General features: G+C 60.8%; 28 protein-coding genes. 16 read left to right on the top strand and 12 right to left on the bottom strand.

Annotation, left to right across the window (positions count from 1 at the left end; genetic code table 11):
- Positions 1–167: 167 nt before the first annotated feature.
- Entirely contained in the window at positions 168–620 is a 453-nt protein-coding gene (locus HJW02_RS03585; RefSeq protein ID WP_102722585.1) for a hypothetical protein, read from the bottom strand.
- 147 nt (positions 621–767) lie between these two features.
- Between HJW02_RS03585 and hisA the strand changes: the two genes are divergently transcribed.
- The 6 genes from hisA (at position 768) to HJW02_RS03615 (ending at position 5493) form a co-directional block, all read left to right on the top strand.
- On the top strand, positions 768–1559 hold the full coding sequence (gene hisA, locus HJW02_RS03590) for a phosphoribosylformimino-5-aminoimidazole carboxamide ribotide isomerase (RefSeq protein WP_102722584.1): 792 nt from the start codon (positions 768–770) through the stop codon (positions 1557–1559).
- Positions 1556–1846: a DUF167 domain-containing protein gene (locus HJW02_RS03595; protein WP_102722583.1), complete on the top strand. Its 291-nt coding sequence runs from the start codon at positions 1556–1558 to the stop codon at positions 1844–1846. Before hisA ends, HJW02_RS03595 begins: the two co-directional genes overlap by 4 nt.
- Positions 1847–1981: 135 nt before the next feature.
- Entirely contained in the window at positions 1982–2536 is a 555-nt protein-coding gene (locus HJW02_RS03600) for a nucleotide exchange factor GrpE (RefSeq protein WP_022396157.1), read from the top strand.
- A gap of 24 nt (positions 2537–2560) precedes the next feature.
- Positions 2561–3718, top strand: coding sequence for a molecular chaperone DnaJ (gene dnaJ, locus HJW02_RS03605; RefSeq protein ID WP_022396156.1), 1158 nt, complete (start codon positions 2561–2563; stop codon positions 3716–3718).
- Positions 3719–3740: 22 nt separating this feature from the next.
- Complete coding sequence (locus HJW02_RS03610; RefSeq protein ID WP_102722582.1) at positions 3741–4478, top strand: 16S rRNA (uracil(1498)-N(3))-methyltransferase; 738 nt, start codon at positions 3741–3743, stop codon at positions 4476–4478.
- Positions 4479–4500: 22 nt separating this feature from the next.
- Positions 4501–5493 carry an HAD hydrolase-like protein gene (locus tag HJW02_RS03615; protein ID WP_022396154.1) on the top strand — a complete coding sequence of 331 codons (993 nt, stop codon included), beginning with the start codon at positions 4501–4503 and terminating at the stop codon, positions 5491–5493.
- Between the two features lie 131 nt (positions 5494–5624).
- Here HJW02_RS03615 and HJW02_RS03620 read toward each other — a convergent pair whose 3' ends face one another.
- The 5 genes from HJW02_RS03620 to HJW02_RS03640 all read right to left on the bottom strand — a co-directional run bounded on the left by HJW02_RS03620 (position 5625) and on the right by HJW02_RS03640 (position 11664).
- Positions 5625–7298 (bottom strand): hypothetical protein, encoded by a 1674-nt coding sequence (locus tag HJW02_RS03620; RefSeq protein ID WP_102722581.1) that lies wholly within the window; start codon positions 7296–7298, stop codon positions 5625–5627.
- A 102-nt stretch (positions 7299–7400) separates the two neighbouring features.
- Positions 7401–8321, bottom strand: coding sequence for a squalene/phytoene synthase family protein (locus tag HJW02_RS03625; protein ID WP_022396152.1), 921 nt, complete (start codon positions 8319–8321; stop codon positions 7401–7403).
- Between the two features lie 39 nt (positions 8322–8360).
- Entirely contained in the window at positions 8361–9683 is a 1323-nt protein-coding gene (gene lepB / locus HJW02_RS03630) for a signal peptidase I (protein ID WP_102722580.1), read from the bottom strand.
- A 16-nt stretch (positions 9684–9699) separates the two neighbouring features.
- Positions 9700–11076 (bottom strand): FAD-linked oxidase C-terminal domain-containing protein, encoded by a 1377-nt coding sequence (locus HJW02_RS03635; protein ID WP_102722579.1) that lies wholly within the window; start codon positions 11074–11076, stop codon positions 9700–9702.
- A 3-nt stretch (positions 11077–11079) separates the two neighbouring features.
- Entirely contained in the window at positions 11080–11664 is a 585-nt protein-coding gene (locus HJW02_RS03640) for a DOMON-like domain-containing protein (protein ID WP_102722578.1), read from the bottom strand.
- A gap of 92 nt (positions 11665–11756) precedes the next feature.
- Here HJW02_RS03640 and HJW02_RS03645 point away from each other — a divergent pair, with 92 nt between their 5' ends.
- Entirely contained in the window at positions 11757–12410 is a 654-nt protein-coding gene (locus HJW02_RS03645; protein WP_146018155.1) for an alpha/beta hydrolase, read from the top strand.
- A gap of 20 nt (positions 12411–12430) precedes the next feature.
- On the opposite strand, the gene HJW02_RS03650 is transcribed toward HJW02_RS03645, so the two are convergent.
- Both HJW02_RS03650 and HJW02_RS03655 read right to left on the bottom strand, forming a co-directional pair.
- Positions 12431–13153, bottom strand: a complete 723-nt coding sequence (locus HJW02_RS03650; protein WP_102722576.1) for an EpsI family protein — start codon at positions 13151–13153, stop codon at positions 12431–12433.
- 14 nt (positions 13154–13167) lie between these two features.
- Positions 13168–14118: an exosortase/archaeosortase family protein gene (locus HJW02_RS03655; RefSeq protein WP_102722575.1), complete on the bottom strand. Its 951-nt coding sequence runs from the start codon at positions 14116–14118 to the stop codon at positions 13168–13170.
- Positions 14119–14200: 82 nt separating this feature from the next.
- On the opposite strand from HJW02_RS03655, the gene HJW02_RS03660 reads away from it, so the two are divergent.
- From HJW02_RS03660 to HJW02_RS03685, 6 genes are all read left to right on the top strand, one after another.
- On the top strand, positions 14201–15130 hold the full coding sequence (locus HJW02_RS03660; protein WP_102722616.1) for a ribose-phosphate pyrophosphokinase: 930 nt from the start codon (positions 14201–14203) through the stop codon (positions 15128–15130).
- A gap of 133 nt (positions 15131–15263) precedes the next feature.
- Positions 15264–15869, top strand: coding sequence for a 50S ribosomal protein L25 (locus HJW02_RS03665; protein WP_102722574.1), 606 nt, complete (start codon positions 15264–15266; stop codon positions 15867–15869).
- Between the two features lie 143 nt (positions 15870–16012).
- Positions 16013–17239, top strand: coding sequence for a hypothetical protein (locus HJW02_RS03670; RefSeq protein WP_156340808.1), 1227 nt, complete (start codon positions 16013–16015; stop codon positions 17237–17239).
- 290 nt (positions 17240–17529) lie between these two features.
- A complete protein-coding gene (gene hisB, locus HJW02_RS03675; RefSeq protein ID WP_102722573.1) occupies positions 17530–18120 on the top strand; it encodes an imidazoleglycerol-phosphate dehydratase HisB in 591 nt (196 codons plus the stop codon).
- A 4-nt stretch (positions 18121–18124) separates the two neighbouring features.
- Positions 18125–18733, top strand: coding sequence for an imidazole glycerol phosphate synthase subunit HisH (gene hisH, locus HJW02_RS03680; RefSeq protein WP_022396140.1), 609 nt, complete (start codon positions 18125–18127; stop codon positions 18731–18733).
- A gap of 246 nt (positions 18734–18979) precedes the next feature.
- Positions 18980–20527 carry a serine hydrolase gene (locus tag HJW02_RS03685; RefSeq protein ID WP_102722615.1) on the top strand — a complete coding sequence of 516 codons (1548 nt, stop codon included), beginning with the start codon at positions 18980–18982 and terminating at the stop codon, positions 20525–20527.
- 122 nt (positions 20528–20649) lie between these two features.
- On the opposite strand, the gene rpsF is transcribed toward HJW02_RS03685, so the two are convergent.
- Positions 20650–20934 carry a 30S ribosomal protein S6 gene (gene rpsF, locus HJW02_RS03690; protein ID WP_022396138.1) on the bottom strand — a complete coding sequence of 95 codons (285 nt, stop codon included), beginning with the start codon at positions 20932–20934 and terminating at the stop codon, positions 20650–20652.
- Between the two features lie 214 nt (positions 20935–21148).
- Between rpsF and HJW02_RS03695 the strand changes: the two genes are divergently transcribed.
- On the top strand, positions 21149–22111 hold the full coding sequence (locus tag HJW02_RS03695) for a hypothetical protein (RefSeq protein ID WP_146018154.1): 963 nt from the start codon (positions 21149–21151) through the stop codon (positions 22109–22111).
- Here the strand turns inward: HJW02_RS03695 and HJW02_RS03700 are convergent.
- From HJW02_RS03700 to HJW02_RS03710, 3 genes are all read right to left on the bottom strand, one after another.
- Entirely contained in the window at positions 22108–22977 is an 870-nt protein-coding gene (locus HJW02_RS03700) for a 4-hydroxythreonine-4-phosphate dehydrogenase PdxA (protein ID WP_102722571.1), read from the bottom strand. The two genes, HJW02_RS03695 and HJW02_RS03700, sit on opposite strands and share 4 nt — an antisense overlap.
- A gap of 19 nt (positions 22978–22996) precedes the next feature.
- Positions 22997–23266 carry a hypothetical protein gene (locus tag HJW02_RS03705; protein WP_022396135.1) on the bottom strand — a complete coding sequence of 90 codons (270 nt, stop codon included), beginning with the start codon at positions 23264–23266 and terminating at the stop codon, positions 22997–22999.
- A 244-nt stretch (positions 23267–23510) separates the two neighbouring features.
- The gene (locus HJW02_RS03710) at positions 23511–23921 is read right to left on the bottom strand and encodes a hypothetical protein (protein ID WP_102722570.1); all 411 of its coding nucleotides are present in this window, start codon (positions 23919–23921) and stop codon (positions 23511–23513) included.
- A 175-nt stretch (positions 23922–24096) separates the two neighbouring features.
- Here HJW02_RS03710 and HJW02_RS03715 point away from each other — a divergent pair, with 175 nt between their 5' ends.
- Both HJW02_RS03715 and HJW02_RS03720 read left to right on the top strand, forming a co-directional pair.
- A complete protein-coding gene (locus HJW02_RS03715) occupies positions 24097–25068 on the top strand; it encodes a serine hydrolase (RefSeq protein WP_102722569.1) in 972 nt (323 codons plus the stop codon).
- Positions 25069–25112: 44 nt separating this feature from the next.
- Positions 25113–26192, top strand: coding sequence for an ATP-dependent 6-phosphofructokinase (locus tag HJW02_RS03720; protein WP_022396132.1), 1080 nt, complete (start codon positions 25113–25115; stop codon positions 26190–26192).
- Positions 26193–26251: the final 59 nt, after the last annotated feature.

Raw genomic sequence — 26251 nt, forward strand, 5'->3', positions numbered from 1 at the left:
TTAGTATCTGACTTTTTTAAAGCATCTATTTTTGTAATATGGGTGCCAACACACATCCTTATCCAAAGACTATCAATGAAAAAGAGAAATTGTCAAACATTTTTTTCTGATTGACGATCAATTTTTTTGTTTCAAAAGTGCAGAAGAGAATCAAGAAATAGATGGAATCATCGGCGGCGGAAATGGGACGGAAGTCCGCCGTAAGGGGGCCTGGGGCGGTAGGGACGGCAATGCGGACGGGGAGACGGGTACGCCATTCCATGCTGCGGATGCGCGGAGCGGCGTCCGCGGCAGACGCCCGCAGGCCAGAAGGGGCCGTGATAATGCGGCCTGGGATTCCAGGCGGGAACGTAGCAGCCGCGGTAGATGCCCCTGATGACGTAGATGGGCATGCCTGCGGGGGAATAGGCGTAAATGGGCCGGCCGCATGCGGAATAGCCCCAGATAGGGAATCCGGAGGAGTCATACAGGAGGCTGACTTGTCCTCCCGGGGCCATGCGGATTTCACCGTGCAGATGGATTCCGGCTTCCGCAACGGAAGGTGGGAAGGCCAGGAGGGCAAACAGGGCGCTCCCGGCGCAGTAGGAAAGGAGGTTGTTTTTGACGAGGTTGTTTTTCATCGGCTTCTTGAATGATGTTCAGGGGCGGTTATCCGGTAAAGCGGAGGCCCGGGACTGTTTTGTGTAATTTTCCGCGCCCGTTTTCCGGACGGCGCCGGAGGGTAATCCCTTCTTGACCTGCGGGGATAGGGCGGGCAAAGTGGCCGCGTGACGAGATTCAGACCATGCATTGATTTACATGACGGGCGCGTGAAGCAGATCGTGGGCGGTTCCCTGACGCAGGACGGCGCTTCCCTGCGCACCAATTTCGTCTCCGACCGCGGCGCGGCATGGTATGCGGATTTGTACCGCAGGGACGGCCTGCACGGCGGCCACGTGATCAAGCTGGGACCCGGCAACGACCTTGCGGCGCGGGAAGCCCTGGCGGCGTGGCCGGGCGGCCTCCAGGTAGGCGGCGGCATAACGCCGGGGAACGCGAAGGAATGGATTTCAGCCGGAGCCAGCCATGTGATCGTCACCTCCTGCCTGTTTGATGCGGAGGGGAAATTTCTGGAGGGGAAGCTCAAGGACCTTGTTTCCGCCGTGGGCGCGGAACGCCTGGTGCTGGATTTGAGCTGCCGCAGGGTTCCGGGCGGCTGGGTCGTGGCCATGAACCGGTGGCAGACCTTGACGGAGCTCCGGGTGACGGCGGAGACGCTGGACATGCTGGCGGAGCACTGCGCGGAGTTCCTTATCCATGCGGCGGACGTGGAAGGCCTCTGCACGGGCATTGACCGGGAACTGGTGGAGATGCTGGGAAGCTGGCGCCGCCTGCCCATGACCTATGCCGGCGGAATCAGCCGTATTCAGGATTTTGACGAGATAGACGCCCTGAGCGGCGGCGCGATGGACGCCACGGCGGGGAGCGCCCTGGACCTGTTCGGGGGCGGCCTCATCAGGTACGCGGACCTGGTGGCGAGGCAAAGCGGGAAATCCGGGACGGAAAGGCGCAAGGCATGAAGCTGGCCCTGAAAGTCATTCCCAACGCGAAGAAGAGCGAAGCCGCGGGCTGGGAGGACGATCCCCGTGCCGGACGCGTGCTGAAGCTGCGCATTGCCGCGCCTCCCGTGGAGGGGAAGGCGAACAGGGCCGTCATCCTGTTCCTGTCCGCCTGGCTGGACGTTCCCCGGTCCGCCGTCAGCCTGCTGCGCGGAGAGTCAGCCCGGCTGAAAGTGGTGGAGCTGCCGGACGGCTGCGCGGAAAAGCTTGCCCGGCTGCTGCCTGAGGCAGGCGTTCCGGAAGCTTAGGGAGGCTGGCCGGAAAGCCGCCATTCCCTTTTCTGCATAGATGAGTTGCATCATGTTCCGGTCATCACGCATCAAACGTCATCCATGTCTTAGCAGGCCGTTGACGCATTCGGTAAAAGTATCTACATTGTCCGCATGAGCAACGAAGAGAAAGAGAAGAACGCGGAAGCGGAAGAGCAGGAAGTTCTGGAACAGGCCCAGGACGCCCCCGCAGAGGAAAAAGGAGCGGAAGCTTCCCTGGAAGAGGAATTGCTTAAATGGAGGGATACCGCCATGCGCACCGCCGCGGAATACGACAATTACCGCAAGCGCATGGTGAAGGAAAAGGAAGAATGCGCCAAGTTTGCCAACCAGCGCCTGCTGGAAGAATTGCTGCCGGTGATTGACAATTTTGAAATGGGCATGGCGGCGGCCAGCGCGGACACCGCCTCCATGATTTACATCGGCATGAGCATGGTGAAGAAGCAGTTGGACGAATTCCTTTCCAGCAATGGCGTGAGCGCCATTGAACCGGTAGTGGGCAGCATGTTTGACCACGCCACGGAGGAAGCCCTCCAGCGCGAACCCTCCGACCAGCCTGAAGGCACCGTGCTCCGCGTCATCCGCAAGGGATACAAGCTGAAGGACAGGCTTCTGCGCCCGGCAAACGTCGTGGTGGCCGAGACTCCGGAACCCGAACCGCAAGTTTGACCGTTTTTTTAACATTCACGCCACATGGCTAAGAAAGATTATTACGAGATCCTGGGCGTTTCCAAGGACGCCACTGATGATGAGATCAAGAAGGCCTACCGCAAGCTGGCCTTGAAGTACCACCCGGACCGCAATCCGGACGATCCTTCCGCGGAAGAGAAGTTCAAGGAGCTGGGAGAGGCCTATGAGGTGCTTTCCGATGCGGACAAAAAGGCCGCTTACGACCGCTTCGGCCATGCCGCCTTTGAACAGGGCGGTCCCGCCGCGGGCGGCGGCTATGGCGGAGGCGGGTTCCAGGACCCGATGGATATTTTTGCCCAGATGTTTTCCGGAATGGGCGGTTTTGCGGACATGTTCGGCGGCGGTGGCCACGGCGGCCAGAAGAGATCCTCCAAGAGGCCCGGTTCCGATCTGCGCTATGACCTGGACATTACGCTGGAAGAAGCCGCGAAGGGCTGCACCAAGAAGCTGGAGATTGAGCGCCTGGTGACCTGCAAGGCCTGCCACGGCACCGGAGCCCGGGATGGAAAGGAAGCGTTCAAGACGTGTCCCACCTGCCAGGGGCGCGGCATCATCACCCAGCAGAGCGGCTTTTTCGTCCAGCAGTCCACCTGCCCCACCTGCCACGGCACCGGGGAAATCATCTCGGACCCGTGCCCCGCCTGCCGCGGGGAAGGGCGCGTGAGGGAAGATTCCCACATCACCATCCGCATTCCCGCAGGCGTGGCCACGGGCAGCCAGCTCCGCATCGCCGGGGAAGGGGATGCCGGGGTGCACGGCGGCCCCACCGGGGACCTGCACGTGTTTATTGACGTAAAACCTCACGATATTTTCCAGAGGGAAGGCAACGACCTGAGCTGCACGGTTCCGGTTCCGCTTTCCCTGGCCGTCTCCGGCGGCAGGCTGAAGGTTCCCACGCTGGAAGGCGCGGCCACCATCAAGCTGCCGGAAGGCACGCAGAACGGCATGATCTTCCGCCTGCGCGGCAAGGGCATGAAAGCCCTCCGCAGTTCGGACGTAGGGGACATGCTGGTGGAAGTGGAGGTGGAAATCCCCACCCAGCTCACCAAAGACCAGATGGACAAGCTGAACGCCTTTGCCTCCACGGTGGATGAGAAGCGCAACCAGCCGGCCTGCGTGGCGTTTGCCGACAAGGCGGCGCGCTACCTGAAGAACAAGTAAGGTCCGTTTTTCCCTTTCACGCATGGCTCGCTTTTACCTCCCGGCTTCGGAATGGGCCGCTCCCTCCTGGGAGCTGCGCGGGGATGAGGCGCACCATGCCGCCAAGGTTCTGCGCCTGAAACAGGGTGATTCCTGCGTCGTCTTTGACGGTTGCGGCCGCGCCGCCCATGCCGTGGTGGCGGAACCTCCGCGCAGTTCCGGGGTGCTGCTGGCTCCGGGGGAGGAATGTCCTCCCGCTCCAGAATTGGCCCATCTGACGCTGTGCCAGGCGGTCCCCAAAGGAGCCAACATGGACCTCATCATTCAGAAATCCGTGGAACTGGGCGTTTCCGCCATCGTTCCGCTCCTGACGGACCGCACGATCGTGCGCCTGAACGCGCGGGAGGCGGAGGCCAAGAGGCAGAAGTGGCAGCGCATCGCCCTGGAGGCCTGCAAGCAGTGCGGCCAGAACACGCTTCCCGAGGTTGCGGCTCCCGTTCCCTTTGCGGAATGGCTGCGCCGCGGAGCGCCGGAAGGGCTGAACGTGATCGCCTCCCTGGTGCCCGGCGTGCGCCCGGTCAGGGACGTGCTGGAGGAAGCCCGCTCCCGCTCCGTGCGGAGTGCTGCCCTGCTGGTGGGGCCGGAGGGCGACTTTACGGACCAGGAGACGGCCATGGCGCTGGAGGCCGGATTCTCTCCCGTTACGCTTGGCCCCATCGTCCTCCGGGTGGAGACGGCCGCCTTCTTCGGGCTGGCCGCCATGCGGTACGCCCTGGACTGAGTTTTTCCCGATACGCATTCCCATGTTCAAGAATCTCATTTTCGACTGGTCCGGCACCCTGGTGGATGACCTGGCCCTGACGCTGGACGCGTCCAATTACGTTTTTTCCCAGTACGGAAAACCCTGCATGGACAGGGATGAATTCCGCGCGGAATTCCAGCTTCCCTATCCGGACTATTATGCCCGCGTGCTGCCCCAGGCGGATTTGAATGAACTGGAAGACCATTTCCGGTACGCCTTCCGCGTTTCCAACGCGCCGGTGGAGGTGCTGCCGAACGCGCGGGAATTCCTGGAGTTCTGCCGCGCGCGCGGCGTGCGCTGCTTTATCCTCACCAGCGTGGACGCCAAGGAGTTCGACATCCAGTGCCGGGAGCTGGGCATGATGGAATATTTTGAAGCCATTCACGCGGGCATCCGCCATAAGGACGCCCATATCCACACCCTGCTGGCCCAGCACGGGCTGCATGCCCATGAAACCGCGTTCATCGGGGACATGCAGCATGACATAGAGACGGCCCACCATGCGGGCATCACGTCCATCGCCGTGCTGACCGGCTATAATGACGCTGCCCAGCTTTCCAAGGCCAGGCCGGACATCATCGTTCCGGACCTGCTTGTCCTGCGCACGCTGATGCGCCGCTATGCCCTGCCTTCAGATACGCAGGATTCCATCAACATCAACGGCCTGGAGCTGGATACCTTCATCGGCGTGCCGGAGGAGGAACGCGCCTCCATGCAGACCCTGAAGGCGGATATCACTTTTTATCCGGATGAAGCCCTCTCTGGCCTGAACGACGATTTTTCCAGGACCGTCTGTTATGATTCCATCGCCCGCGCCCTGAGGGCGGAAGCCATGGCGCGACCCCGCAAGCTGGTGGAAACGCTGGCGGAGGACATGGGAAAGGTTTGCCTGAAGGAGTTCGGCGCGCGTCACGTGATCGTCACCCTGCGCAAGTTCATCCTGCCGCGGACGGACAGCGTCTCCGTGACGGTGCATGTTTCACGGCACCGGTAAAAGGGGAGGCTCCCTACCGGATATCCACCGCCTTCTCCGCGGGAATGTTTTTCCCGTCTTTGGTGAAGGTGTTTTTCTCCGCCTTTACGTTGCCGGTATGGCGGGTGCGGATGGCGGTGCCGTTCCTGAGGTCAAACGTATTGCCGGTGATGGTGATGTTCTCGTGAACGTTTCCTTCCGGCTGGGGGGGCGTGCGGAACGATCTGGATGACGGCCTCCCCGCATTGAATGAAGGTGTTGCGGGAGATGGCCATGTCCCTGACCACACCGGATTCATACCAGCCGGAGGCGTCATCCTCCACCAGAATGGCAGGCATGCCCGTCTTCTCAAACCGGCACCGTTCAATCAGCACCGGCTTCCTGGTGGTAAGCAGGAAGCCCCTGGTGGGAATGTGGCGGCAAACCGTGTTGCTGACGTGGACGGAGGGCGTCCAGGTGGTGTTCTCCACGGCGTCGTTGGGCTGGATGTTCCCGGGGTTGGGCTGCCGCAGCGTGAGTTCTATTTCCTTCTCATTGAGCTTTTTGTTGCCGGAAACGGTATTGGAGGCGTAAGGAACCAGCGTCTTGCAGGAAACGTAGTCAATCCGGTCCCCCACCGCGAAGGCGTCAAAACCGAAGGTCTGGGGGTGCATGAACCGGACGGTGATTTTATTGGGTGCCGGCTGGTCCACAATGCGCAGGTGGGTGCCGTGCACGTTGATGGCGTCGTCATGGGAGGCTCCCAGCACGCAGTCCCTGACGATGATTTTCCCCCTGCATCCGGAAAAATGCAGGTTGTCCGCCCAGGAGGAATTGGTGCGCAGGGAGCCGGGGCGCGGCGCTATCTTCAAGTTATTGAATATGATATTCTCGCTGAACTGGGAAACCACGCCCATGCCGTGCATGTAGTAGATATGGCAGTTGTTCCAGACGATGTTCCTGCTCCTGTGCTGGAAAAATCCGCAGCAGTCCCGCCGCGTGTTGCGGTTCTGGTAGGATTGTCCCGCCCGCATGGTCGGGGCGCCTTCCTTGAACGTGATGCTGATTTTTCCGGGGGACAGTTCTTTAATGACTGTTTTTCCCGGGTCAAAGCGGCCCTGGAAGGTGCCGGAGGCGGCATCGAAGACCTTGGAATATCCTCCCATCCGGAATTCCCAGCCGGGGCCGCGCCAGGTCAGGGAGCCGTCCTTCACCGTATACAGGGTACCGTCCGGAATGGTCGCCTTCATAGTGTTTCCTTCAACTTCCGTCACCAGGAATTCCCCCATGGTAGGGTGCACGTAGTCAAAGCCCAGGCCGTTCAGGGAAACGTTTTCCGCGTGCTCCATGCAGACGAAAATGGCTTTTCCCTCCAGCAGGATGTCGGTGGCTCCCGGCTTGCCCTCCAGTCGTACGTTTTTGGCCTCCACCAGGCGGATGGCCATAGCCTTGGCCTCGTTGGGAGCGTCATTGGTGTTGGAAATCTGCGGCTTTCCGGTGACCAGGGCGCCGTGCTTGAAAACGTGCCTGCCGGGCATGAACCGGATAGTGACCGGGGCCTGTCTGGAGCCTTCCCCCATGAGCGCCAGAGAGGCCGCATGCTCTCCGGGCTGGATGACGAGCGTGTCCCCGCGCGACATGATGAGGCGGTTGGCCGGGGACATGCTCTTCCAGGCCGTGGAGGGGGAAGTTCCGGGGTTGCCGTCGTTTCCCTGGTCCGGGTCTATGTACCAGGTATGGTTCCCGGCGGATTGTGTGCGCTGCGCCCGTTCCGGGTAGTCCGCTGCCGCGCACAGCCCGGTTAGTGTTGTGAGAACAAGAAGCAGGGCGGCTGCGGGAGTTTGCATGCTGCACTCCTACAGGAACACGGCTTTCAGGACAAGCATAATGCCCGCAGGGCCGGAAGGAAAGGCCGTGGTTTTCTGCCCTGCGCGCCGGGAGAGCGGCCCTTACTTTTCATCCTTCCTGCCGGGGCGGGAAAGGAAGCCGACCAGCTTGTCATAGTACGCCTTGGACTTGTCGTAGTAGGACTGGGGGTCGATGTCCAGCTTGGTGCGGAACAGAAGCCAGAGCTTGTGGAAGGTGTTGACGCGGTAGCGGATGTCGAAGATGCGGAAGCCGCCCGCCTTCATTTTGTCCAGAATGGTGTGGTAGATGAGCGCCATGGCCTGGGCGGGAACGAGCGCCGCCCTATCCTCCGGGCTGAGGCGGTTGTATTCCTCCTCCGCCTCCGCGAAGAACTTTTCCGCCAGGTCCGCTTCATATTGCAGCAGTTCCTGAAGCTGGGGGGAATAGACTCTGCCGCGCAGGTCTTCCAGGGTGTAGCCGAAGCGGTCCATGTCCTCTCTGGGCAGGTAGATGCGGTTGGATTTGCCGCAGTCTTCCGCCACGTCACGGATGATGTTCACCATTTGCAGCGCGTGCCCCAGGGCGATGGCGTACGGGTAGGCGGCTTCCCCGGCGCCCATGATGCGGGCGGAGGTGAGGCCCACGCAGCAGGCCACGCAGTAAGTGTAATCCAGCAGTTCGTCACGGTTCAGGGGCTGTTGCTGGCAGATGTCCGAACGGCAGCCTTCAATCAGGTGCAGCATGGGGGTGGTGTCCAGCTCCAGGTCCTGGATGAGGGCGATGATGTCTTCTTCCAGCTCCGTCAGCTCCAGAACGTCTCCGCCGTTGATGACTTCTATCCAGCGGTTCAGGGCGTCGTGGCGTTCTCGGGGCGTCATTCCCGGTTCGTCCACGATGTCGTCCACCGTACGGCAGAAGGCGTAAAATTCCGCCATGTGGCGGCGTTCTTCTTCAGGAAGGTCAATGAGGGCGAAGGCCAGGTTGGACTTGGCCTTGCTTGTAATAGTCTGAGCTTGAGTCATGTCTTGACGGGGAAAGCGTGCCTGCGGAATGGCCGGGAATCAGGGGATAAGCCCCCAGTGGGAAGTGAAGGGCCACAGGCAGAAGCTGGCGGGGCCTACGATGTTGTATTGGTGAACGGGCCCCCAGTACCGGGAGTCAAAGGAGTTTTCACGGGTGGAATTGTCGCCCAGGGCCACGTACTCACGCAGGTAGGGGCGTTTTTTATCATTGGAGAGGTGCACGGTTCCCCCTTCCGTGATGTAGGCCCTGCCGTCCAGCAGGCTGAGGGGGGCGGGAAGGGCCACATAGCCGCAGGGCTGGTAGGGGGGCTTGCGGGAGGCCACCCGCTGAATAGTCCATTCCGTGGCCGGTTTTCCGTTCACGATCAATTGGGAATCCCGGATGGACAGGGAATCTCCCGGTACGCCGGAGAGGCGTTTGACGTAGTGCGTTCCGCCTTCCTGCCCGGTGCTGCTTCCCTTGTTGGCGATGCCTTCAATGCCGCGCGTGTCAAAGACGAAGACTTCCCCGCGCTCCGGCTTGCGGAAGTGGTAGGCCATCTTGTTCACCACGATCAGGTCACCGGCGTCAAAGCGGGCGTTCACGATCGTATCCCCCGGCAGGTAGCTTCTGAACGGCGTGTGCCGTTCGGACTCGAAGCGCGGTTCCTGGTTGAGGAAGTAGCGGCGCGTCTCCGCCTCCGCCGCCGGAATTTCCAGCTTGGAGCCGTCGTCGAAAATCACGTTGGTTACCGTGAGCAGGAGGTATTTGGTAGCGGGCTCGAAGCGGACGATTTTCTTTTCCTTGGAGGCCGTTTCATGCACATAGGAGCCGCCGTACAGGATCATGTCCCCGATTTTCTTCATCAGGGTGGGGTCTCCCTCCTGGGGGACGGCGCGGATGCCGTTCAGGGAGGGCTGCATGGAGCCGGTCGGGATGCGGAAGGGCTGGACTACATAACAGCGCAGGCCCAGGAAAATGGCCAGAATCACGAACAGCACCTCCACGTTTTCCGCCAGTCCGGAGGGCAGCGCGCCGGGAATGGATTCCAGCGTGGATTCCAGTTTGGCGGTGATGGTTTCCACCTGTTGCCTGTCACCCCGGCGGAGGGCCGTTTTCAGCATGTTGCGGTTTTCTTCAAACTCCGCCAGGCGCTCGGGCGGCAGAAGGTCGCGGTTGTAATTGACGTAGCGGCGCACCGCTTTCAGGGCCATGCGGCCTTTCCTGCGCCATTTGGGCGTAAACCAGGCCAGGGGATGGTCCAGAATAAACACCAGGACGGCATCTGCGACCGGGAAATGGTCGTAAAGGGCAGCTAGGATGGACTTGTGCGGGCTGTTCATGAAGTGCGGTTGCCATGATGCCCCGTCCGGGGGCATCATGGAAGTCTATTTTACGTTACGGGAGTCCCATTTTGCCCGGATTCAGCAAATTCCGGGGGTCCAGGGCGGATTTGACCAGTTCGTGCAGGTGGAAGGCTCCTTCTCCCACGGCTTCCCGGAACCATTTGGCCTTCGCCAGGCCGATGCCGTGTTCCCCGGTGATGGTGCCCCCGTGTTCCAGCACCCAGCGGAACAGCCTGTCCACGCAGGCGTCCGCCAGGGCTTTCTTCTCCGGGTCCGCGTAATCGTCCACCATGATGTTGGTGTGAATGTTGCCGTCTCCGGAATGGCCGAAGCATGCGATGTCCAGCCCCGTTTCCCGGTTCATGGCCTCGCAGAATTCCACCAGGTCCACCAGGCGGGACCTGGGGATGACGATGTCTTCATTCAGCTTGGTCATGCCGGTGGCTTTCAGGCTGTAGGAAAATTCACGCCGCAGCTGCCAAATGGCTTCCGCCTTCTCTTCCGTGTCCGCGCGCAGGATGTCGGTCGCGCCGCATTCTTCCAGCAGGGCGCAGAGGGAATCCAGTTCTTCCCGCACGGCGGCCTGCCTGCCGTCCACTTCCACAATCAGGTGGCCGCGGCTGCCGGAGGGCAGGGCGCTGTCCCCCAGGTAGGCCCGGGCGGCGCGGAGGGTGAAGCTGTCCGTTATTTCCAGGGCGGAGGGAAGGTGCCCGCTGTTCAGGATGCGCTGCACGGCGGCGGCGGCCAGCGGGAACTGAGGAAAGCTGGCGCTGAGCGCGCCGAAGGCTTCCGGATGGGGGATGATCCGCAGAATGGCCCGGGTGACGATGCCCAGCATCCCTTCCGAACCGATGAAAAGGTCCCCGAGGTCGAAGCCCGTTTTGTTCTTGTGGGTGCGCCCTCCGCATTCCACCACTTCCCCGCTGGCAAGCACCACGGTCAGGCCCAGCACGTAGGCCTTGGTGACTCCGTATTTCAGGCACCTGGGGCCTCCTGCGTTCGTGGCGATGTTGCCTCCGATGCTGCATTCCTTCCTGGATGCCGGGTCCGGTGGGTAGAACCAGCCCAGCGCGCGGGCTTCCCGCTGGAGGTCCGCCGTGATGACGCCGGGTTCCACTACGGCCACGCCGTCTTCCGGGGAGATTTCCAGAATGCGGTTCATCCGTTCCAGGGAAAGGCTGATGCCTCCGCGCACGGGAACGCAGCCCCCCACGTATCCCACGCCGCCGCCGCGGGCCGTGACGGGAATGTTCATGGAGGAGGCGTAGCGCAGGAGCAGGGAGATGTCCTCCGTGCTTTCCGGGAAGACGACTGCCTCCGGCAGCACGGACGCGTACCATTTGTCCCCGGCGTGCGCGGCCAGCACATCCGGAGCCCCGGAGACCTTTTCAGGCCCCAGGATGCGGGAAATGTCTTCTTCCAAAGACATGGATTACTTGAGAATGGGGGTGCAGAAGCAGTCCGGGCGGTGGAAGTCCGGGTTGCCGGAAAGGTCGTCCGCCGTGGTCAGGAAAATCTGGTCCGGAGTCTCCAGGATGAACGTGGCGGCCAGCTTGCAGTCGCGTACGTCCACGCCGCGCAGTTCGTTCAGCGGAATGCGGGCCATGGCGCACCAGCCCTCGTCCGTCAGGATGCACTTGGTATCCACGGCCAGCGGGGCGGGAATGGCTTCATTGGCCCGGCGGGTGTCGGAAAAGGCGCAGGCCCACCACGCGCCGTTGGGCGCAAGGTTGAATTCCCAGTAATTGGTGCCGTCCCCGGCGGCCATGAACCATTCCGCCAGGTCGTACCGCCACAGCTCCGGCAGGAACTGGCCGGGCCGGGCGTCCGGATGGACGGTGGCTTCCTTGCTGCGGGAGGCCAGGAACCAGAGGTATTCGCCGTCCGTGGCGAAGGCGAACTCCGCGCTTGGCTCCACGTCGTAGCCGAACCAGTCGTTGACGAGTTCCTGGCGGGGCAGGGAGGCAAGCTGGTCAAAGCTTCCGTTGAAGGCCCATTGGTGAATGATTACTTGCATACCATCACATTTGGACAGTTTGCAGGTTTTATCAAGCCAGAACGTCTTATGGACTTGGATATTGACGTGATTTCTCCATCATGGGCTCCGTCATGCATTTTCAAAGGACACTGAACCTGCTTTCCCGCGGAAGCGCTCCCGGTTACCTGGCCGTGTTCATCGGCGGCTTCGGGGACGTGGTGGCGGGTTGCCTGAGCCGGGTGGAAAAGAGGTTTCCCGGTTTTTTGCCGGGAGTGGCGCATGCCACGGCCTATTACCACTGGGACGGGGGCGGCTGCGGCGTGTTCCTGGACAGGTGCGGAAAAATTGCGGCGGAGCTGGAAGAGCTGCGCCGGGAATGCCCCGGGCTGCCCGTCGTGTTGATAGGGCACAGCTACGGAGGCTCCTGCGCGGTGGAAGTAGCCAGGCGCCAGGCGGTTCAGGCCGCTCCGCTCTGCCTCCTGACCATAGACGCCGTGGCGCGCCGGCAGAAAAACGCGCGCCCGGCCTGCGTGGAATGGTGGGGGAACGCCTACTTGCGGGACGGGGGCGGCTTCATGGACGTGGTGCCCAGGATCGGCGGCCGCTGGGGGCACTGCGCCGGGGCGGACGCCAACCTGGCTTTTTCCGGCTACCGGCGCGACCGGGAGGGCCGCCTTTATTCCCACCGGAGGCCCGCTCCCATGCTGTATGAAGCCCCCGCGGAAGAAACGTGCAGCCTTTTCCAGGCGGCCTCCGCATGGCTGGAAGGCCGTCTTCCGGGCTGACCGCCGCGGGGCGGGGAGCGCTACCGGTCCAGTTCGTCCCACTTCACCAGTTGGGAAAGAAGCTGGCTGATGAGGCGCTCCGTCTGTTTCCGGGCTTCCTCCTCCGGCACCTTGATCTTGTCCCCGTACGCGGTGGAAATCTGGAAGTAGCACCAGCGCTGGTCCACGCCGTACAGCACCCTGTCCTTCATATCCGTCAGGGTACGGGCCAGGTGGTCCTCCGTCATGTGGCGGTGGCCAATGAACACGTAATAGTGCATGCTGTCCAGAATGATGGGCTGCGGCTGGTCCGGAGTGATGTTTTGCTGGGATTTCAGCTTGGTCATCCTGATAATTCCGTGGCCTTCCACGGGCACCTCCACCTTGGTTCCCGTCAGGTTGAAATGACCCTGGGCCGGAAGGCAGCGTTCCGGGCGGTGGATGGAGTTGTTCAGGTCATGGCCGGATTTGACGATGGAGACGCGGCACAGCACGGGAGCGGTTTCCGGCGCGTCCAGGCTGATGGGGACTTCCTGCACGTAATCCGCCTTGGAGAATTCCGTGTCCGGAGCCAGGATGCCGCGCTCCTGTTCAGACTCCTGCCGGCGCGTGCCGTGCCAGCCGTCCGGATTCATGCCGGTGGGGAGGGCCATGCTGATGGACGAATCCTGCACCTCTCCCTTGCGCGGCATCAGGTAAATGCCGCCGAGCGTGACGGCCAGCAGGAGGGGAAGGACGAAAATCTTGAGCGTTTTAATGTTCATGGCGGCGGAAACGCTTAGTGGGACTTGTTCATTTTAACGACCAGCTTTTTGCGCCGGGACGGCTTCCAGATCAGCTCCCCGGCCAGCAGGGAGTGGACGGCCGCCAGGCCGAGAAGGCAGATGGGGAAGAAGAACAGCAGGCCGGACCAGTCGTGCCAGGTTTTCGCGGCAAACTCGGGGTCCCCGTATTCCGCCAGCACCACAATGCTGGTGATGCGGACGCCGTTGCCGATGACGGCCAGGGGAATGGCGCTGAGGAAGAGCACGCATTTTTTCCAGAACTTCAGGTCGGACAGGTAGGCCCAGGCGGCGGACAGCATGAGCAGGGCCATCAGGGAACGCATGCCGCTGCACCCCCCTGAGATGTTGAAGGCGTCCCAGTGGCCGCCGGTGGAGCGGATGTTGGTGCCTTGCAGGTAGGTATCCACGCCGAAAAGGGCCGCACCCAGGTGCCCCAGCTCCGTGGCGACGATTTGCAGCTCCACCGTGGCCTGCTGGAAAGAGGGAAGGGGAATGCACAGCCAGAAGAAGAGCAGGGGGAAGGCGCACAGCCTGGCGATCTGCGGTCCGGCCAGGTACCAGGCTCCGCCCAGCAGGATCAGGGGAAGCGCGCCCACGGCCACGCGGGGCTGTCCCACGCGGAAGGAGAGCGCCAGAAGCAGGGCCGCCGGGATGAAAAGGATCAGCCCGCGCCAGTCCATGCGCCTGGGCGCCTGGGCAATCTTCTTTCTGGCGTGGTACAGCATGAAGGCGATGATGGGGACCACCAGCCAGCCGTGTTCGTAATCCGTCTGCTTGTTCCAGGAGGAAACGAGCCACTGGATGCTGCTTTCATTCCCGGTAGAGCCGAATTCGGGAAACGCCAGGTAGGGCACCGCCAGCAGGATGGCGCACACGGCCAGGGCGGCAATCATGGGGACGGTTAGAAATCTCTCTTTGGCATCTGGAACGGGGGAACCCATCATGGAGAAAAATCAAATTGTGAGAATTAAGTATTGCGATTATGTGGACCTGTGTTCAGAATGCGTCCGCTTTTCAGTTTCCGGTATGAAGATTATCAGCGGTACAGCACACAGAGAACTTGCGGAGCGCATTGCGCAAAGCGTAGGCATTCAGTTGACGGACGTCACGGTGAACACTTTCCCCGATGGGGAAAGTTTTGTAAAGATAAATGAAAACATCCGCGGCAAGGATGTTTTCCTCATTCAGCCCACCTGCCCCCCCACCAACCATAACATCATGGAATTGTGCGTGATGGTGGACGCCGCCCGCCGTGCCAGCGCCGGACGCATCACCGCAGTGGTCCCCTTCTTCGGGTACGCCCGCCAGGACCGCAAGGACCAGCCCCGCGTTCCCATTACCGCCAAGCTGGTGGCCAACCTGCTGACCGCCGCCGGCGTGGACCGCGTGCTGACCATGGACCTGCACGCCGCCCAGATCCAGGGCTTCTTCGATATTCCGGTGGACCACCTGTACGCCGCTCCCGTTTTAATCCGCCACTTGCGCGAGCACTATGTAAAAGACCTCCAGAACCTGGTCGTCGTCTCCCCGGATGTGGGCGGCGTGAAAATGGCCCGCGCCTATTCCGACGCCCTGGGTGCGGAGCTGGCCATCGTCGCCAAGCACCGCGTCAACGCCACGCATGTGGAAGCCATGAACGTCATCGGTGATGTGGAAGGCCGTGACGCCGTCCTGATTGACGACATGACGGAGACCGCCGGCACCCTGTGCGCCGCCGCCAACATCCTGAAGGAACGCGGCGCCCAGCGCGTGTTTGCCTGCGTGTCCCACGGCGTGCTGGGGGACATGGCCCGCGAACGCATTGCCGGCTCCTGCATTGAACGCGTTCTTACCTCCGACACCGTTCCCATGGCCTATGGCCCCAAGGTGGACTGCATCAGCGTGGGCGACCTGCTGGGCCATGCCGTGCAGCGCATACATGACGGAGAATCCGTATCATCATTATTTGACATTTAGCCAATTTTAGTGCAGAGTCCTCCGCCCTGACCTGAGTACCGGTTTACGCGGGTTCAGAAATCCCGGCGGGGCCTCTGCCTGAACCCGATTAGGAAACATTATCAATCAACACTCAATATTGCCTCTATAAAACATGGCTACATCCCATTCCCTCAAGGCCGAAACGAGAGCCTGCGGCTCCGGTAATCTGAAGCAACTCCGCAGCCAGGGCCTGGTCCCCGGCGTGGTTTACGGTCCCGGTTTTGACAACGTCAATATCCAGGTTGACGCCCGCGAATTCGCTCGCATGCTGGCTTCCGCCGTTTCCGAACATATCCTGGTGGCCCTGGACATTAACGGCAAGATCGTGAAGGCCCTCCTCAAGGAAGTGCAGCACAACCCCATCACCAACGCCTGCCTGCATGTGGACTTTCAGGCCGTGACCGACACCACGGTCATTCACTCCATCGTTCCCGTTATTCTGGAAGGCGAAGCCGCCGGCGTAGCCCTGGGCGGCGTGCTGGACCAGACCATTCATGAACTGGCTATCGTCTGCCAGGTGAAGAACCTGCCGGAAGCCATTACTGCCGACATCTCCGGCCTGAAGCTGGGTGAAACCCTGCGCATTGCCGATCTCAAGCTGTCCTCCGGCGTGAACACGGAACTGGCCGGCGACGTGATCGTGGCCATCGTGGAAGCCCCCCGCGTTTCCAGTGAGGAAGCCGCTCCGGCCACTGAAGAAGCCGCTGCCGAGAAGTAAGCCAGAAACAGCCTGTTTTTTATCTCTCCGGGCCCGGAACCGTTTTTACGGCTCCGGGCTTTTTTTTGTCGCCAAGAGGGCGTCTTCTGGTAAAGTGCAAGATACGTATTCGTCAGATTACTCTGGAAAAAAGCCTTAGATTTATGAACAAGTCCCTCATATTGGCGTTGACCGCACTCGTTCCGCTTGCCGCGGCGGATGAAGTAAAACTCAAGGATGGAACCGTTTACAAGGATTGCACCGTGGAGGTGGAAACGCCGGAAAGCGTCAGCCTCCTGGTCCCCGTAGCCGGCGGGATCAAGGATTCCGTGACCGTTAAAAGGGAACTGATTGAATCCATCAAGAAGGCGACTCCGGATGAACTGGAGGCCACCAAGATCAACAAGACGTACGCCAAGCCGGAAACCATGAACGCCAAGGACCTGGAAAGCGCCCTGGCGGACCTGGACAAGACCATCAAGAAGAATCCCCAGGGGCTTGCCCATGACGCTGCCGTCAAGGCCAGGGCCAGGGTGGTGGTTCTGCTGGAGGAGAAGAAGCTGGTGGAAGGAGCCCAGGCCGCCCAGGAAGCCAAGGAGGAGGCGGAAGTGACCGTGCGCACCAAATACGACCATGAGGCCAACAAGCTGTTGAAGCGCTTCAAGGCGCTTGCCGTGCGCAATCCCTACCAGGCCATGGCTGTGTACGACCGCCTGCGTGACGGCTACCCCGGCTCCGCCGCTTTGGCGGACGCCTATCCGGATGCCTCCAGAATCGCCGGCCAGCTCAACCGCAAGCTGGAGGTCATGATAGCCGCCAAGGAAAAAGCCCTGGAAAAGGAACGTGAAACCTTGAGAAAGGAAGAGGAAAAGCGCCGCGGAGACCCCAAGCTGACGAAAGAGCAGCGCCAGCTCCTGATGGACGCTTTCCAGAAAAGGCAGACCGCCATCCGGGAGCGTGAAAACCAGCTCACGGAAGTGCACCGGGCCTTGCGCAAGAAGGTCAAGGAGCGCGGGGACCGGTGGTTTGAACCTGCGGCCGGCTCCCTGGAAGCCATGAGGGACGTCAAGCTGGTGGCCGCTACGGATGCGGAACGCCTGAAAAACCAGGACCCGGAAAACGGGGCTGGCTCCGCCGCACTGGAAAAGGCCTGGAACCTGTGTGACGAGAAGAAATTTGACGAGGCCATGGAGGCCCTGACGGAAGTCCGCACCGCCCAGGTTCCCAGGGAATACTATGAGGAACTGACGGAGACGGTGCGCGCGGGCCTGCAGGAACAGCGTGCCCGCGAACGCGCGGAACGTGCGGAAGCGGCGCGCAAGGCCCGTGAAGACCGGGATAAGAAGCGCCAGGAGGAACGGGCTGCCGCTGCCAAGGCCAGGAAAAAATAATCCGGCTGTTTCCCGGAGAAAAGACCCTCCGGAAAACGCCGCAGAAATGGCCTTCATGGACAGGATGGATCAAGTAAAGCTGGACCCATTCTGTCCGTCGGGCCTGTTTAGTCCATTTACCCCGTGTTGTTTAATATAAAAGCCTCCTGGAATTCTTCTGATGGAGGGGGCTCCGGTGGCATGGCCCTATTACTGGGCCATGCGGTTTTTTGCGCGGAAAAGCGGGCAAATCTTACCCCATGCGGTATTTCCTGCTTTCTTCCGCCGCGGCTTCGGTATAGAAGAGTCACATGAGGAACGCTTCTTGCAAACGGGTCACCGGTGAAACGGACATCAGCATGGAACTGAACCTGGACGGCACCGGGTGCGCCGCCGTCGCCACGGGCCATGCGTTTTTTGACCACATGCTGGATTTGCTGGCTCGCCATTCCCTGATGGACCTGACCCTCCAGGCCCGCGGCGACCTGGAGGTGGACGCCCACCACACGGTGGAGGACGTAGGAATAGTTCTGGGGGAATGCATCAAGAACGCCCTGGGGGACAAGAAGGGAATTGCGCGCTACGGCTGTTCCTACCTGCCCATGGATGAAACCCTTACGCGCGTGGTGATGGACCTGAGCAACCGCCCGTATGTGGTCTTCCGCATTCCGGAAGGGGGCCTTCCGGACGCGCCCAACTTTCCGCTGACCCTGTGCGAGGAATTCTGCCGCGCCCTGGCCAACAACCTGCGCTGCAACCTGCATGTGGAAGTGCTCTACGGCAGGGACGGCCACCATATTGCGGAATCCGTCTTCAAGGGCATCGCCCATGCGCTGCGGCAGGCCGCGGCCATTGACCCGCGTGCCGCCGGGACGCTGCCTTCAACCAAGGGAATGCTGTAAGTCCATGAAGCTCGGCGTGATTGATTACGGCGCGGGCAACCTCCGCAGCGTGCTGAACACCTTTGAGGCTGCCGGCGTGACTGGCCATCTGGTCCGCACGCCGGAGGATGCGGCAGGCGTGACCCATCTGGTTCTTCCCGGTGTGGGCGCCTTCGGCGACTGCGCGGAAAAGCTGCGCAGCCAGGAGCTGGTGCCGCTGATCCGGACGTGGATAGGGCAGGACAAGCCTTTTCTGGGCATCTGCGTGGGCTACCAGGTTCTCTTTGAAACCGGGGAGGAAGACGAACAGGTGCCCGGACTGGGCATCTTCAAGGGCCGCGTGGTCCGTTTTGCGGAATCGGAACTCAAGGTGCCCCACATGGGATGGAACAGCCTGACTCTTTCCAATCCCGCCGATCCCATCTGGAAAGGCATGGGGCCGGAGCCGTACTTCTACTTTGTGCACTCCTATTATCCGCAGCCGGAGGATGAATCCCTGGCGGCCGCCTTCTGCACCTACGGCGTGCGTTTTGCCGCCGCCATCAGGCGCGGCAACCTGGTCGCCACGCAGTTCCACCCGGAAAAAAGCCAGAAACTGGGCGTAAAGCTGCTGGAAAACTTCGTTTCCCTGTAGCCCGCAAATCACGGAACCGGGACGGGAGGACCCTTTTCCTGGAGGACGGGGCAGGGGAGGATTGCATTCTCCCGCCTTTGCGTTATTTTGGGGATAGTGATGACAAATTGAATGAACCGTATGCGCGGAATGCGGTCTTATAAAAAGACACCCATGAATAAATCATTCAGGTTAACAGGAGGAATTCTCGCATGCGCGTGCATGCTGGGCGGCCTTCCCGCACATGCAAATAACATCCCCACCAAAATGTCCGCTCAAGAATCTGCAACCATCCAGCTCCCGGCTCAGGGCCGCGGAAATTCCAGGGTAGAGTACCTTGGGCAGTCCATGGACCAGTTGATTTACGACTTCATGCAGGAGGAAAAAATTCCCGGCATGACCCTTGCGATTGTCCAGGCCCCCTACATTCCCCGCGTGGTAGGATACGGCTTGTCCAATGCGGAAACGGGCCTGCTGTCTTCCACCAATACCTTGTGGCCTGCGGCGGAAATCTCCCAGGGATATGCCGCCATTGCCGCCTTCCAGCTCGTGGAAAAGGGCAAAATGGACATCCATGACAAGGTGTCCCGCTATGTGGCCGGCCTGCCGGAAGCCTGGCAGAATGTCTCCGTGCTCCAGCTTCTTCAGCATTCCTCCGGCATTCCGGACTACAGGAAATCCCCCCAGTTCGATATAGGCCGGGATTATGATCCGGCGGAACTCCTTTCCCTGGTCAGGCTGAACGATCTGGAATTCCCCTCCGGAACGGACGTGCGCCAGAGCGCCACGAACTTCCTGCTTCTGTCCATGGTCATTGATGCGGTGGCGGGCATGCCTTATGAGGAATTCGTCCGGGAAAACCAGTTCCAGCCGCTGGGCCTCCAGCACACCATGTTCGGGAAGGATCTGGGAGCCGTGCAGCAGGACAACGTGCGCGAACACGGCAACAGGCATTCCCTGTTCAAATCCCGTGTGGAATATGTGGACCCGGCGGAAACGGCGGCGGGCTATGCGGTAAAGGACGGCGCCGTTAAATCCGTTCCGCCGCCCGCGCGCTCCTCCCTGCGCGGTTTTTCGGACATCTGGTCCACGCCGCAGGAAATCAGCTTCTGGGACATTTGCCTGGCGGGCTCCATCCTGGTGAAGGATGAAAAGCACCGGGACATGATTTACAAGCCCATCCGGCTGGACAACGGGAAAATCGTTCCGGCCATGGCCGGCTGGCAGTTCCCTTACCACAAGGGCCTGATGGACATTAAAGGCGGCGTTCCCGGCTTCTCCTCCTACATCTGCCGGTTCACGGACCCGTCCGAACTCGTGTGCGTGACGCTGACGGCGAACAAGGAGGGCGTGGACCTGACCAATCTGGCGCGCCGCATCGCCGGGGCGCTGGATCCCAAGCTGGGCTCCGGCCATCTGGACGACAATTCCCTGTATCTTTATGAAAGCGTCTTCGGCGTGGACGAAACCATGGAGCGCATTGAAAAAATTCTGGCGGAAAAATCCATTCCCGTCTTTGCCAGGATTGACCACGGTAAGAACGCCCGTGAAGCCGGACTGGAAATGCCCCCTTCCAAGGTCGTCATCTTCGGCTCTCCCAAGGTAGGCACCAACCTGATGCTGGAAAACCCGGGCATTGCTACGGAACTGCCCCTGCGCATTGCCGTATGGGAGGATAAGGAGGGCAGCACCTGGATCAGCTTTCCCCACATGGAAAAAATTGCCAGGGCATACGGCGTGGAAAATCTGCCTCCTGTTGCCCCCATCCGCCAGCTGCTGAGGAACATTGTCTCCAGGGCGGCAAACGTTTACTGAACAAGGCTTCCCTGCTTCCGTGCACGGAAGGAACAGGCCATAAGAAAAGAACCGCCTCTTTAGGGAGGCGGTTCTTTTTGATAAAAGGCAAGGAGCGGATGCTTCGTCCGCATGGGCCGGCTTTAGCCGAGCACCTTGTAGTACTGAAGGTGAATCTGGGGATTCAGGCGAAGGCGTTCGCGGATGGTCTTGATGGCGGAAGGTTCCGCAGAAAACGTGTAGGTCACGTACTGGCCGGCGGAAAGGTGGTTGGATTCGTAAGCGAATTCGCGGCGGCCGGTGTTTTCCGTGGCGGTGATGTCGGCGCCTTCTTCCTTCATCGTGGCGGCTACGGTATTGATCAACTCCTCAACGGGGGTTTCCGTACCCTTCATGTTGAATACGATAAGAGCTTCGTAATTTCTCATGGTCTTGTGATAATTAGAAATGTGTCGTGCGAACGGTGCGCACCTTGCGGGCAAGTAAAGTGCAATGATTGTCTTCAGAAAGCAAGCCTATTTTTTACCTTGTTTCCGGGAAGATGCCGTTTCCTGCATTTTATTCCCGCCGGGGAAGGAAAGAATGGGGAACGCGGCAACGGAAGAGATTGACTTTTCCCGTACGGTTGCCAATCATCCATTCATGGTGAAATTGTTCTGCATGGCGCTTCTTGCCGGATTCCTCTGCTGCGGGAGCGCCCGTTCCGGCGTCCGGATGGTGGATGTGGTGGGGGATGAAACGTTTACCAGGGCTCTGGAGACGATTGGCAGCCAGGTGAAGGATTCCTCCTCCTGCAAAAAAGTGGTCAAGGAATTGAACCGGGAGGCTGACCGGATGGAAAAGGCGTGGCGGGAGGCGTTCATGTCCGGACCCCCTACCACGCAGGAGTGGTGCCGTGTGGCTGACGTGGATGTGCAGTTGTTCAGAAAAATGGCGGAAAGCAGGAAACGGGAAAAAAAGGAGGAGATAGTTTCCTTATCGGAATTGGAGGATGACGGCGTCATTACCCATGAGGAGGCGGAAGAGGGATTTTCTGCGCTGCGCAGGATGATGTGGGCGTCCAAGACGGCGATAGACTCCCTGGATGATTTCATCGCGCAGGCGGAACTGCCTCTGCCGTCATCCCCGGAGGGAGACTCCTATGAAAAGCTGCTGGCCTGGAAGTTGAATCCTGAATCTTCCCTGTCTTATAAGATAGATCACGACCCGCTGGTTAACGGCAGTCTGGAAGAAACGCTGCAACGGTGCTGGAGTGGCGAAGTTCTGGGGTTGTTGACGGATACGGTTCCCCGGATTTCCCGTGAGAGGCGGTTTTTGTTAATCCGGTGTTATGCAGACCGGCAGGTGGAGATGGCGGAAAGGTTTTCCAGGCTTCCGGCCCTGACGCCTGAACAATGGTGCTGGTTCCAAAAGAGGGAGCATGACAGGGAAGCCTTGGAACGTTCCGCCGCAGATCTGTTAACGATTGCTCTGCTTTTGTGGAATAAAGGAGAAAGGGAGGAAAGTGATCCCCTGATGGAAGAAACCTTCCGGTATTGGGTTTCAGCCTCGGAACGGGTGGCAGAGGTGTGGCGGAAAAAACTCCGGAAAGAAGAGGGGCGTTAACGCGTCTGCGCCATCCTTACGGCCAGCTGGAAGGCGTGGATGGTGCTGGACGGATTGGCCTTTCCGGCGCCCGCCAGGTTGAAGGCGGTTCCGTGGTCCGGGCTCAGCCGGGGGCGGGGAAGGCCCAGCGTGACATTCACGGCGGTATGGAAGTCCACCAGTTTCAGCGGAATCAGCCCCTGGTCATGGTATGGGGCCAGCACGGCGTCATAGTTCCCTTCCACGGCGTCCCGGTACACGCAGTCCGGAACGGACGGACCGTCAAATTCCGCGTCCGGATGAATGACCCCCAGCCGTTCTACGGCCGGGGCAATGATAGTTCCGTCCTCGTCGCCGAAGGCGCCGTGTTCCCCGGCATGGGGGTTCAGGGCCGCCAGGGCGATGCGCGGGCGGAGGATTCCCTTGCGGAGGCAGAAATTTTTCAACAGGGTTCCGATGCGTACCAGTTCCTCCGTGTTCAGCAGGGACGGCACGCTTTGAAGGGACGTGTGGATGGTGGCCAGGCCCACCGTCAGCCGTTTTCCGGTCAGGCACATGGCGTAATTGCCCGTATCCAGGCGTTCCGCGAAGAATTCCGTCTGTCCCGGCCAGCGGAAGCCTGCCTCGTGCAGGGTTTCCTTGCAGACGGGCGCGGTGACGACGGCGTCAACCGTTCCTTCCCGCAGGGCATGGGCCGCCTGTTCCAGATGGTCAAAGGCGTGCTTGGCGGATTCCGCATTCGGCCTGCCGAGGGGGACCTGCACCCTCTTGCCGATGAGGCGGTATTCCGCCCCTTCCGGGAGCTCTCCGGAGGCAAGAGCTGCGGAGATGACTTCCGGGCCTATGCCTGACTGGTCGCCCAGCGTGTATCCGATAACCGGTTTCATGGTGTGGAAAGTGGCGCCCTTACAATTCCGTGGCTTCCGGTATCCCCGCGGCGGGAGCCGGAACTTCTTCCGCAGGGGGAGCAGCGGGAGCAGGGGCTTCTGCCGCCGGAGCCGCCTGGAGGGCGGCAGCCCGCTTCTCCATGTTGATGACCTGCGTGGTTTTTTCCGGTTCGTCAGGGTTGCGGAGTTCGAACTCCAGGTGGGAGTTGGTGGACCAGTGGTAGTAAATGGTGGCGCCAAGGGCGGCCAGCACCAGAATCAGGAGAATGGAACCGAAGAAGGAGCGCATGCCGTTACTGTGTCCTGACGGAAAGGGGAATTCAAGAAATTATCAAGACCGCCTGCATGGGCTGGAAACGCCGTAAACGGCCACGTAAAACTCCGCCGCTGCGCACGCCCATTTCCGGAAGGGGCGGCGGCGCAGAAAGAAGGCGCCCAGAAGCAGAGCGGCGACTGCGCCGGCGCATGCCGGCCCAATCCCGGCGCGTGGGGCAGCTGTAAAAAGAGGGAAGACAAAGGCGGCGTGGAAAGATTCAGGACAGTATTTTAACCGCAAGGAACAGAATAATGAGCAGGATCACGAAGCCGATAATCCTGCCCGCCACGCTGCCGCCTTCCCCGTGCTGGCCGCACATGGGGCAATGCTCCGTGCCGTTCATGCCGCCGCACTCCATGCCGCACGCGCCGCAGGCGGAATCTTCCTCCCCTTCCTGTGCGTGGTCTTCAAAGAGGATTTCCAGCTCGCGCACGGAGGGCTCCACGCCGGAAACGACGATCTCCCCGTCAATGGCGAGGGCGGGAAGCGGAGCGCCGACCTGCTCCGGCGCGGCTTCCGTTTCCCGCATCTCCGGTTTCATGCCCAGACGGTCCAGCGCCTGGAGGGCATTGGAGCGCAGGGCGTTTCCCGGAAAGTTCCGGTTGTAAAAAAATTGAATGCTGGTCATGGCGGTGGGGATGTCCGGACTGCTTCCGTTTGCGGGAAACGGCTTCCTCCAACAAATAGGATAGGAGCCGAAAGGTCAATGCGTTTTTCCGTGTCATGACATATAAGTGTTGTACGGAAAATATTTTAGACTTTTCAAACGTGGGGGGAACGGGCACTATCCCGCCGGTCCCGCCATGAAAAAGCTATCTCTATTCCTCTTGACCCTGGCCTGTGTATTCCAGTTCTCCGCCCAGGCGCAGGAACGGCCCAGTTACATCGCCATTGAGGCCAATTCCGGCAAACTTCTTTTCAGTTCCAACGCGGAAGCAAAACGGCCCGTAGCCAGCCTCTCCCAGGTAGCTACCGCCATGGTGACGCTGGACTGGGTGGCCCGCACGCGCCTGCCGCTGGACACCTTCATCGCCGTGCCGCAGGAAGCCTTCGGCCTCCGCGCCGGAAATCCCATGGACCTCCAGCCGGGAGACCGCCTGACGCTCCGGGACGCGCTGTATTCCACCCTGCTGGGCTCGGACAACGTGTCCGCCCTGACCATCGCCTCCTTTGTGGGCCGTGACCTGGTGTCCCGCCGGGGCGGCGGCTCACCCATTGCCGCCTTCGTGACGGAAATGAACAACCTGGCCCGTTCCCTGAGGATGGCCAAGACGCGCTTCACCGCTCCCCACGGCCTGGACGCGGGCAACTCCGTTTCCACCTCCTGCGCGCTGGACATGGCCCTGCTGGGCGTTTACAGCATGCAGAACCCGGCCTTCTGCTACATCGTTTCCCAGGCGAGCCGCCGCATTGAGGTGCAGTCCCAGACCAAGGGCAGGACGATGTATGATATTTCCAACAACAACAAGCTCATGAGCTCTCCCGGCGTGGACGGCATCAAGGCGGGAACCTCCCGCGCCGCCGGCCCCTGCCTGCTGCTCAGCGTGACGCGCAACGCCATCTCCCGCCGCAGCCCCCAGACGGGGACGGAGGTGATTTACCCGCAGCGCATGATTATTGTGGTGCTCGGCTCTGCGAACCGCTATCCCCTGGCCAAGCAGATGATGACCACCGGCTGGCGGGTGTGGGAAAACTGGCAGGCTTCCGGCATGGACATGAAGGATCCCAAGGAGTTTGTCCAGCTTCCCGTGAAATCTGGTACAGAAAAGAGATAGGAAGTAGACGGCCCCGGAATTTTCTGCTATAAGAGGCACCGAATATGAACATCGGTGTTTTGAATAGCGGGGGTGACTCTCCCGGGTTGAATGCAGTCATTGAAGGTGTGGTAGGCGCGGCTTCCCGCCGCGGCTGGAACGTTGTCGGTTTTTACGACGGTTTTGAAGGGCTTCTGTCCGAGGAAGGCAATGAACGGTTTGAATGGCTGACTCCTGTCTGCTGCCGCGGCTTGCGCGCCAAGGGCGGCACCATCCTGGGAACCGTGAACAAGGGGAACTTCGCCATCAAGGTGGGCGTGGACCAGAAGGGGGCGATTGAACCCGCCGTGCTGGAAAAGACCAAGGCCACCATCCGGCGGCTGGGCCTGGACGCCCTGATCGTCGTGGGCGGAGACGGCTCCCAGTCCACAGCTCTGCTGCTTTCTGAAATAGGCCTTCCCGTGGTAGGGGTGCCCAAGACCATTGACAACGACTTGGGCGCGACCGATGTCACCTTCGGCTTCTACAGCGCCGTTTCCATCGTCTCCGAATCCCTGGACCGTCTGGAAACCACCGCAAACGCGCACCAGCGCATGATGGTGGTGGAAGTGATGGGGCGGCATGCGGGGTGGATTGCCCTGGAAGGCGGCATCGCCGGAAGCGCGGATGTGATCCTGCTGCCGGAAATTCCCTTCTCCATTGAAAACGTGGTGAAATGCATCAAGGACCGCAAGGCGGCCGGGCAGCGGGAAATCCTGGTAGTGGTCTCCGAAGGCGCCCGCCTGGCGGACGAACTGGTGCTGCTGGATGAAAAGACCCAGGGGGAAGTGCGCCTGGGAGGCATCGGCAAGGTGATCTCCAAGAAACTGGAGGAAGCCACGGGAATTGAAACGCGTTCCTGCGTGCTGGGCCATATCCAGCGCGGCGGTTCCCCCTGCGCCTATGACCGTATTCTGGGCGTGCGGTTCGGCAGTTACGCCGTGGAGCTGGTGGAAAAGCGCAAGTTCAGCTGCATGGTTGCCCTCCGGGGAACGCAGATGACTGCCGTGCCCATTGAGGAAGCCGTGAAAACCCTGAAGCTGGTGGACCCCGACTGCCAGCTGGTGCGCACGGCGCGCGACCTGGGCGTATGCTTCGGGGACTGACGTTCTCCCATTTGCAGGCGAACAACGCGGCCTCCTGCGGCGTTGACTGTTTTTCAACC

This window comes from Akkermansia sp. GGCC_0220, assembly GCF_017566105.1.
Classification (GTDB): domain Bacteria; phylum Verrucomicrobiota; class Verrucomicrobiia; order Verrucomicrobiales; family Akkermansiaceae; genus Akkermansia; species Akkermansia massiliensis.